Annotated in this window: 9 protein-coding genes; 4 read left to right on the top strand and 5 right to left on the bottom strand. The window is 68.7% G+C overall.

Annotated features, from left to right (window positions below; all coding sequences use genetic code 11):
• A partial coding sequence (locus tag VGL85_RS05185) for a glycosyltransferase (RefSeq protein WP_331586693.1) occupies positions 1–524 on the bottom strand: 524 nt, incomplete at its 3' end.
• 233 nt (positions 525–757) lie between these two features.
• Here VGL85_RS05185 and VGL85_RS05180 point away from each other — a divergent pair.
• On the top strand, positions 758–1675 hold the full coding sequence (locus VGL85_RS05180; RefSeq protein WP_331586691.1) for a glycosyltransferase family 2 protein: 918 nt from the start codon (positions 758–760) through the stop codon (positions 1673–1675).
• Between the two features lie 7 nt (positions 1676–1682).
• Here VGL85_RS05180 and welK read toward each other — a convergent pair whose 3' ends face one another.
• Positions 1683–2741, bottom strand: a complete 1059-nt coding sequence (gene welK / locus VGL85_RS05175) for a beta-1,4-glucuronosyltransferase WelK (protein WP_331586689.1) — start codon at positions 2739–2741, stop codon at positions 1683–1685.
• A gap of 200 nt (positions 2742–2941) precedes the next feature.
• Between welK and VGL85_RS05170 the strand changes: the two genes are divergently transcribed.
• The gene (locus VGL85_RS05170; protein ID WP_331586699.1) at positions 2942–3817 is read left to right on the top strand and encodes a glycosyltransferase family 2 protein; all 876 of its coding nucleotides are present in this window, start codon (positions 2942–2944) and stop codon (positions 3815–3817) included.
• A gap of 68 nt (positions 3818–3885) precedes the next feature.
• Positions 3886–4689 (top strand): glycosyltransferase family 2 protein, encoded by an 804-nt coding sequence (locus VGL85_RS05165; RefSeq protein ID WP_331586687.1) that lies wholly within the window; start codon positions 3886–3888, stop codon positions 4687–4689.
• A gap of 18 nt (positions 4690–4707) precedes the next feature.
• On the opposite strand, the gene VGL85_RS05160 is transcribed toward VGL85_RS05165, so the two are convergent.
• Entirely contained in the window at positions 4708–6189 is a 1482-nt protein-coding gene (locus tag VGL85_RS05160) for an exopolysaccharide biosynthesis polyprenyl glycosylphosphotransferase (RefSeq protein ID WP_331586685.1), read from the bottom strand.
• A gap of 88 nt (positions 6190–6277) precedes the next feature.
• Complete coding sequence (locus VGL85_RS05155; protein WP_331586683.1) at positions 6278–6628, bottom strand: hypothetical protein; 351 nt, start codon at positions 6626–6628, stop codon at positions 6278–6280.
• Positions 6629–6786: 158 nt separating this feature from the next.
• Here VGL85_RS05155 and VGL85_RS05150 point away from each other — a divergent pair, with 158 nt between their 5' ends.
• Positions 6787–7386, top strand: a complete 600-nt coding sequence (locus tag VGL85_RS05150) for an acyloxyacyl hydrolase (RefSeq protein ID WP_331586681.1) — start codon at positions 6787–6789, stop codon at positions 7384–7386.
• A 4-nt stretch (positions 7387–7390) separates the two neighbouring features.
• Here the strand turns inward: VGL85_RS05150 and virB11 are convergent, their stop codons facing one another.
• A complete protein-coding gene (gene virB11, locus VGL85_RS05145) occupies positions 7391–8416 on the bottom strand; it encodes a P-type DNA transfer ATPase VirB11 (RefSeq protein ID WP_331586679.1) in 1026 nt (341 codons plus the stop codon).
• Positions 8417–8418 lie beyond the last annotated feature (2 nt).

The raw sequence follows: 8418 nt of genomic DNA, 5'->3' as shown, positions 1-8418 counted from the left end.
ACGTGCTCAGACGGCACCAGCAGGAATTTCGCCGCCAGGTATTCCTTCTCTTCCTTGCGGAGGCGCTGAGGGTTCTTGCGATGCGAATGGCCCGGCGGAATCTCCACGTCGAGCACCGCGCACAGGGCGGTGAAGACTTCGCAGGCATGGGCCGTATGGGTGTTGGGCACTTCGCGCACGCAGGGCACGCCGATATCGTTCGCCGCGCGTGAGGTCTTCAGCACCGCGCCGGGCCAGCAATGCACCACGTCATAGGTCGCACCGGCCCGCCGCAGGTGGGTGGCCACCCGGAAATCGTGATAGTCGACCGCCCGATCCCAGCCGAACAGTCGATGCGGAATCCGCATCCCGCCGACCACCATCGTGCGGACCACCGATGGCAAGGTCCCGGCGTCCGGGTGGACGCTCGCGGCGATGACGTCGACTTGGTGCCCCCGGGCCAACAGGCCGCTGACCTGATGGATGGCGGTCGTGCCAATTCCCGGCGCGCCAATCGCATGCGGAAAGCTGTACAGGATGCGCATGGTCTAGCGTCTAGGGTCGCCTGTCAGGTGAAGGAAGGTCTGGATGCATGGAATTCTATAAGAATTTTATTAGATGGGGATGTCGACGCAGCGCCAGAGAATCATAGCGCACTGGCAGCCTTTCATCGAAAGAGGTCGGGGATAGGATTGTCACGCGGCGATAGACCTAGACACCTTTAAAGATCGCCAACGGATTCTCGTCACGCGGCTTAGCACGCCAGGGCCCCCTAATCATGCACGTTGCTGTTTGTATCGTCGGCTTCAGAAATCTGCATGACATCCAGAACTGCCTGAAAGCGCTGGCCCACACGCGCCACGCGGACTTTGAGGTCGTGATCTGCGAGAACGGGGGCGAGGCGGCCTGCGATGCGGTGCGCGCCGCGGTCGCCGCCACCGGCGAACTCACCGCGCCGGTGAGCGTGCGGTGCGCGCCTGGTAATCTGGGCTACGCCGGCGGCGTGAACCTCTGCATGGATCACGCCGCATCGGCCGACGCCTGGTGGATCCTCAATCCCGACACCCTGCCGGACCCGGAGGCGCTGGGACGGATGTGCGCGCGGCTGGCGGCTGGCGACTGCCATGCTGTGGGCTGCACCATCCACAGCGCCGACGGCCTCGTGGGCTCGCGCGGCGGCCACTGGAACCCCTGGCTCGCCCGCGCCATCGCCCTGGACAACGGCCGATCGGTGGACGCGCCCGCCTCGCCCGACCTGGAGCCGCGCCTGTCCTACCTCAGCGGCGCCTCCATGCTGGTCGGCCGCGCTTTCGTCGAGCGGGTCGGCAAGATGCGCGAGGACTACTTTCTCTACGGCGAGGAAGTCGAATGGTGCCTGCGCGGCCTGGCCAGCGGCCTGCGTCTTGGCATGGCGGCGGACGCGGGGGTGCTGCACCACCAGGGCACCACGACCGGCGCCGGCAAGCGGCTTTCCGAGCGCGGCCGCCTGCCGGTGTTCCTGGACGAGCGCAACAAGCTCCTGATGACGCGCGACTGCTCACCGGCCCTGTTGCCGGTGGTGACGTTCGGGGCGCTCGCCATGCTGTTCCTGCGCTTCGCCAGACGCGGCGCCTGGGCCCAGATCGGCTACGCCCTCCAGGGTTGGTGGAGCGGGGTCAGAAACCAACGCGGCAAGCCCGCGTGGGTGGGCGACTGAGCTAGGGTCAGCGGCGGGCGCCAAGGCGGCCGACCACCCCGCGCAGGAACTCGATCAGGGCGGACGGATCGCTGGTGGCCATCACGGGCCGGCGGGTTCGCGCCGTCTCCAGCGCCGCGCGCAGCTCGTCCACGGAATTGGCCACCAGCACCAGCCCGCGCTGGGCGAAGGCGCTGGTGATCTCGGCCTGATGGTCGTCGTAATGCTCACCGAGCTCGGCCAGACGCGGCATGGCGATGACCTGGCAACCCTCGCGCAAGGCGGTGATCAGCGAGCCGGTGCCGCCGTGGCAGATCACGATGGCGGCGTCGCGCAGCAGCGCCTTCACCTCATCGAAGGGCAAGGTTTCGACCACCTTCAAGCCGGCCGGGGTCGCGCCGCCGATTCCGGTCTGGACGAGGATCCGCTCGGGGATCGCACCTTCGGCGTGCAGAGCCGCGACGCTTTCCACCAGGCGGTTGAACGGCAGGGTGGCGCCAACCGTCGCGAAGACCAGGGGCTGCTTCGCGGGCGCCGGCCCGTCCAGCATCCGCATCGGGTCGAAGACGTGGGCCTTCGGATAGGCCGCCGCCAGCTTGGGCGACTGGACGACGAGGTCATGGGCCAGCGGCGCGGCCAGACGGCCGAACAGCGAGGGCCCCTCGAAGCGCGCGAAGGATTCGATCACCACCACCCGCGCGCCCGCGAGCTTGGCCCAGACCACGGGGAAATAGACCGCGCCGGCGCCGGTGCTGATCACGATGTCGGGCCGTTCGCGGAGGATGATCGACGCCGACTGGAAGAAGCTCCTGAAGGCCGCGGCCAGCATGCGGAAGGGGGTCCCCAGCTTGGCCTGGCCCCACGCGAAGTGCGGGACGAGATAGGTGCGATGGTCGGCAGCCAGGCTCTGGCCGAGCGCGGTGTCCTCGGTGACGAAGAAATAGTCGTGGTCGGCCCAGAGCGGCTGCAGGTCGAGGAGCTGGCGCACATGGCCGCCGCCCGATCCGGCGAGGCAGATGCGCACGGGCCGGTCGCGTCCGGCCGACGCCGCAATCCCGGTCGAGACCGCTGCCTGCGTGTCCGCCATGCTCTGCCCCTCCGGCCGCCCCGTGCTGTCGACCACACCTAGAATCCCGCGTCTCAGTAAATCGATAACGGCCACGCCGCCGGGATGCGGACCAAGCGGCTTCCGGCGGGATTTGCTCGAGATTCAGAGGTTCCGGCGCATGAGGCAAGGGCTACAATGAACGCTGCGAATCCGGACTCCGGGGCGCTGCGAGCCGAAGGATCACGTCCCTGATCTCCGTCATCATCCCCGCGCATAATGAAGCGTCGGTCATCGGACGCTGCCTGGGCGCGCTCTGTGACGGCTACGGGGCCGACGAAATCGAGATCGTGGTGGTCTGCAACGGCTGCTCCGACGACACCGCCGGCGTCGCCCGCGGGTTCGGCGAACGGGTGAGCGTCGTGGAGACGGACGTCCCGTCCAAGACCAACGCGCTGAACCTGGGCGACGCGGCGGCGCGGGCCTTTCCGCGCATCTACCTGGACGCCGACATCGTGCTCACGCCGAGGTCGCTCACCTTGATCGAGGCCGCCCTGGCGCAGCCGCCGGCCCTGGCCGCCGCCCCGCGGGCCGAGAGCGTCTTCCTGCCCGCCACCCAGTGGGCGGTTCGCGCCTACTACCGGTTCTGGACGGCCTTGCCCTACATCCGCGACGGCATGATCGGCACCGGCGCCTTCGCGCTCAGCCGCGAGGGCCGCGCCCGTTTCGATATCTTCCCCGACGTGATCGCCGACGATGGCTATGTCCGTTCGCTGTTCGGGCCGGGCGAAAGGGTGCAGGTCGACGCCGCGGTCAGCGAGGTCCGCGTCCCGGCCACCTTCGGTGACCTGCTGAAGATCAAGACGCGCAGCCGGCTGGGCGTACTGCAGTTGCGCAAGCTCTATCCGACCCAGATGACGCAGGAGACCCGCAGCAAGAACTACGGCCGCGCCCTAGGCGCCATCGCCGCGCGGCCCGCGCTCTGGCTTTCGGCCTTCCCCTACGTCTATATCGCAGTAGCGTCCTGGTTGCGGGCGAGGCGGCAGATGAAGCAGTCGGGGACGTATGTGTGGGAGCGCGACGACTCTTCGCGTCAGCCGCTCGTCGCTAAGGGCTGATCAATCCGGCGCTCGTATAGACGCAGCCAACCGCTGCAGCAGCCGCCGTGGACCGGCGAAGGGAGACGATGGACCTTAGCCTTCTGACCAAGGCGCCGAAGCAGTGGATCCGCGATACGATCGGGATCTGGCCGGCGCTCGAGTTCCGCAACAAGCTGGTGATGGGCCATCGGACTCCCGGGCTCGTCGCGTTCGAGGACGCTGAAGTGCGCCGCCTGTCAGCCCAACTGGCGCGGCCCGCGGAGGCGACGGTGGCCTGCGTCGTGCCGACCTACAAGCGGCCCGAGCAGGTGGTCATGGCGGTGGAGTCGATCCTCGCCCAGGATTTCCAGGACTTCGTGATCATCATCGTCGATGACGGCGCGGGCCTGCCGCCCAAGCTGCCGGACGATCCGCGGGTGTTCGCCAATTCGCTGTCGCGCAACTCGGCGGTGCTGGGCATCGTCCGGAACGTCGGAATCCGGCTCTCGAAGTCGAAGTACATCGCCTTCCTCGACGACGACAACACCTGGACCCCCAATCACCTGACGCTGACGGTCGGGGCTTTGGAGGCGGGCGCCGATTTCGTCTACACCTCCATCCGCCGCCGGATGGCCGACGGCTCGGAGTTCGATGTCATTTCGCATCCGTTCGACCGCCGGAAACTCGCCGACGGCGACAACTATATCGACGCCAATTCGATCGCGGTGCGGCGCCAGGCCGACACCCTGTTCAGCCGCCTGCCGAGGACCAAGCTCACCTATCCCAAGGAAGATTGGGAGTTCGCCTACCGCTACACCCGCACCGCCCGGGTGACCCACATCGACATCCCGACCGTCGAATACCTGATCAACTTCGACAGCTACTACACCAAGTGGTTCGACAACGAGTGAGGTCCGCGGCGGCCGGCCCTAGCGCACCGTTTCGGTGTCTCCGAGCACGCAGGGCAGGGTCTTGAAGATGATCGCCAGGTCGAACCAGACGGACTGCCGCTCCACATATTCAAGGTCCAGCGCCACGCGGCGGCGGATCGCCTCAGGGGTGTCGGCCGGCCCCCGGGAGCCGTTGATGGCCGCCCAGCCGGTGAGGCCGGGCTTCATGCGGTGGCGGTGGGCGTAGGTTTCCACCAGCTTGGAGGCCTCCTTGCCCTCGGCCAGCATGCCGATGGCGTGGGGCCGGGGCCCCACCAGGGACATCTCGCCACGAATGACGTTCCAGAGTTGCGGCAATTCGTCCAGGCTGGTGCGGCGCAGGAAGCGGCCGACTTTGGTCACCCGGTCGTCGTCGGCGGTGACCTGGCGCGCGGCGGCGTAGTCGCTCATCTCGGTCTTCATCGAGCGGAACTTCCAGACCACCACCTCCTCGTTGAGGTAGCCGTGGCGGCGCTGCTTGAAGAGGATCGGACCGGGGCTGTCCAGGCGGATGGCGATGGCGATGGCCACCAGGGCGGGCGCCAGCACGATCAGGCCGCCGATGCTGAAGGAGACGTCCACCACGCGCTTGAGGACCGCCTGCAGCGCGCCGCGCTGGGCGCCGGCCAGATGGGCCAGCGGCATCTCCAGAAGGCGCTCGTGGGCGGCGCGCTCGTCGGCGGCTTCGAACCCGTCCATCAGCAGGCTCACCGCGTTGGGCACCGGCGCCAGATCGTGGAGCAGCTGGGCGATCCGCGCGGTGGCGCCGGAGGGCACGGCGACCACGATCCGGTCGACGAACGGCAGCAGCCGGTGGTCCTTCACCTGGGCCGTGCGGCCCAGAACTGGCACGCCGAAGATGTGGCGCGGCGCACGCTGGCCGCGGTCGTCGAAGATGCCCAGGATGTTCACTTCGCGGCTGGCCAGGGCCGCGCTGACCAGGCGTTCGGCGGCGGGCGTCGCGCCCACGATGATCAGGTTAGGGGTCAGGAAGCCTTGGCGCCGGAGACGCCGGATATAGGCGAACCAGGCGAGGTGCGCCGCGCCGAGCACAGCGACGGCCTTCAGGCACCAGTCGACAATGGTCAGGATGTTCGCGTCGCGGGCCTCAGGTGAGGTCACCGAGACAAGGGTCAGCATCATCAGGCCGGCGCCGCCGACCGCGCCGATCACCCGGTAGAGATGGCGGTGCAGGCGCTCGCGGGCGCTCAGTTGATAGGCGTCGAAGCTGGCCAGGGCGCCGGCGACCAGCGCCGAAGCCGCCAGCAGCAGCAGGAATTGGCCGCCGGTGACATGAGCCATCCAGCGCATGTCGAGCAGGCCTGCCAGCAGCACCAGGTCGCTGCCCTGGATCAGGCGGGCGAGGGCGTCACCGCCCAGGCGCGAGCGGGCGCTGGCGAGGCGTGAGGGGCGCAGAGGACCTCGACGGATGGGATTGGACGCGTCGGTCTCGGCGCCCGGGGCGCCCGTGTCGTACGGCATCTTGGCTTCGCCTCGCGTCTTGTCGGGGCGACAATGCCAGGGCCGGCTGAGCAAGCCGTTAATCGCGGTAAGAATCGGGCCCTTGCCCTCAGGCGCCGTCGTCCTTGGCCGGCGGGGCGTCGGGCGGCGGCGGATCCTTCGACGGGTCCGGCGCCACGACCTGCAGCCGGGGCCGCAGCAGCTTCACATTGCGGCTGCGTTCGGCCGCCGTCGCTTGGGCCTCGCGGATGGCGGCCTCGCCGTAGCCGCGCACAAAGGTGATCTCCTTGAGGACCCCGCGGTTCCGCTCCATCAGGAATTCGACGGTCACGTCCTCCAGGCCCAGGTTGCGGTAGAGGCCGCGCCGCGCGCGCCGTTCGGCGCGGTCGAGGGACAGGACGAAGAGGCCGACCGCAAGGACCAGCACGGGCAACACTAGCACCAGCAGCCAGAGCGACATGATCGTCCCGAGATCCTTTCCACGCGGCGTTCGATGGCCACGCAAGCGATACGCAGGCCCGGCCGCGGAAGATGCCACAGCCGGCGACGGCGCGACATTGCGCTCAAGGAATTGGCAATTGGTTAGGCTTAAGAGCGGACTCCGAGTGAGGAGTTCCGATGACGTTCAAACCTCTGGCCATGGCGGCGATTGCGACCTTGGGCGCGGGCTCGGCCCGGGCCGGCGAGGCGTTCCTGGGCGTCTATCAGCACGACATCGCCGACCGCATCTCGATCGGCCACTTCGAGCACGGCAAGGAGATCGTGGGCGGCTTCCGCACGGCCTCGCTGGACGAGCTGTCCTTCATCTGGAAGCCGCACGTGCACTTCCTTGTGGGCCTCAACACCGATGGCGGCACCGACTATGCGGCGGCTGGTTTCGACTGGCGCTTCAAGTTCGGGCCTGACGACCGCTTCTATTTCGAGCCGGGAATCGGCGCCTCGATCCACACCGGCGACGTGAACCTGGCGGACCCCAATGACCCGGGCCTGACGCCCGCGCAGGTCGCCTTTCGCATCCACCAGCTCGAGACCAAGCTCGACCTCGGCTCGCGCTTCCTGTTCGAGCCGGAATGGTCGCTGGGCTGGAAGGCGACGGACCGCTGGTCGGTGGAGATGTCCTGGATCCACCAGAGCCACGCGCAGCTGGCGGGCCCGCAGAACCCAGGCCTGGGCGACTTCGGCCTTCGCGCGGTCTATCGGTACGGGATCGACAAATAGGCGGCTAGTCGTCGGCGCGCCGGCGGAACTGGCGCGAACGGAACAACACCTCGGTCAGGCGCCGCGCGCCCACCGTCCGGTCGAGCTGGACGACCACATCCACCACGCGGCTGACATAGGCCTGCACCTTGTCCCAGCCGAGGTCGACCCCGGACGTCAGCGCCAGGAGCGCGATCTGATCGAGCGCCCCGGTCGGGCTGTCGGCGTGGATGGTGGTGATCGAGCCCGGGTGGCCGCTGTTCACCGCCCGCAGGAAGGCGAAGGCCTCCTTGCCGCGCAGCTCGCCTAGCAGGATGCGGTCTGGGCGTAGGCGCAGCGCCGCGGCCAGCAGGTCGTCGGCGTCCACCTGGGCCTCGCCGAGTTCGCCGCGCACCGAGATCAGGCCCACGGCGTTGGGATGGTTCAGCCGCACCTCGGGCGCATCCTCGATGACCACCAGCCGTTCGGACGGGGGGATCTCCTTGACCAGGGCGTTCAGCAGGGTGGTCTTGCCGCTGCCGGTGCCGCCGGAGATCACGATGGTCTTGCGCAGGGCGACCGCGCTTCGGAGGAAGCCCAGCATGTCGCCGGCGTCGAGCTTCGCCTCCAGGGCCGCGTCGGTGGCGGCCTCGCGGCCGGGGTCGCTGCGCCGGGCGGCGTTGAACAGGCCGTCGCCGTTCAGCTCGTCCAGGGTCATGTCGGACAGCGAGTGCTTGCGCACCGCCATGGCCAGGTCGCCGCGGGTGGCGGGCGGGGCGACCACCTGCACGCGCGCCCCGTCCGGCAGGGTGGCCGAAAGCAGCGGCTGCTCGCGGTTGACGCCCTGATGGCTGGCGGCGGCGATCTGGCGGGCCAGGCGCTGCAGGGCGACTTCGGTGAGCTGGTCGGCGGGCTCACGGCTCATGATCCCGCCGGACGTCTCGATCCAGACCTCGCCGGGGCGGTTGATCAGCACGTCGGTGACGTCCGGCCGCGACAGCCAGGCGGCCAGGGGCGCCAGATAGGCGTCGAGATAGACTCCCGCGCTCACCACCGGCTGCTCATCGGCCAATC

The organism is Phenylobacterium sp. (genome assembly GCF_036501465.1).
Classification (GTDB): domain Bacteria; phylum Pseudomonadota; class Alphaproteobacteria; order Caulobacterales; family Caulobacteraceae; genus Phenylobacterium.
Note: the sequence above shows the minus strand (reverse complement) of the source record. Positions and strands in the feature narration are given on the sequence as shown.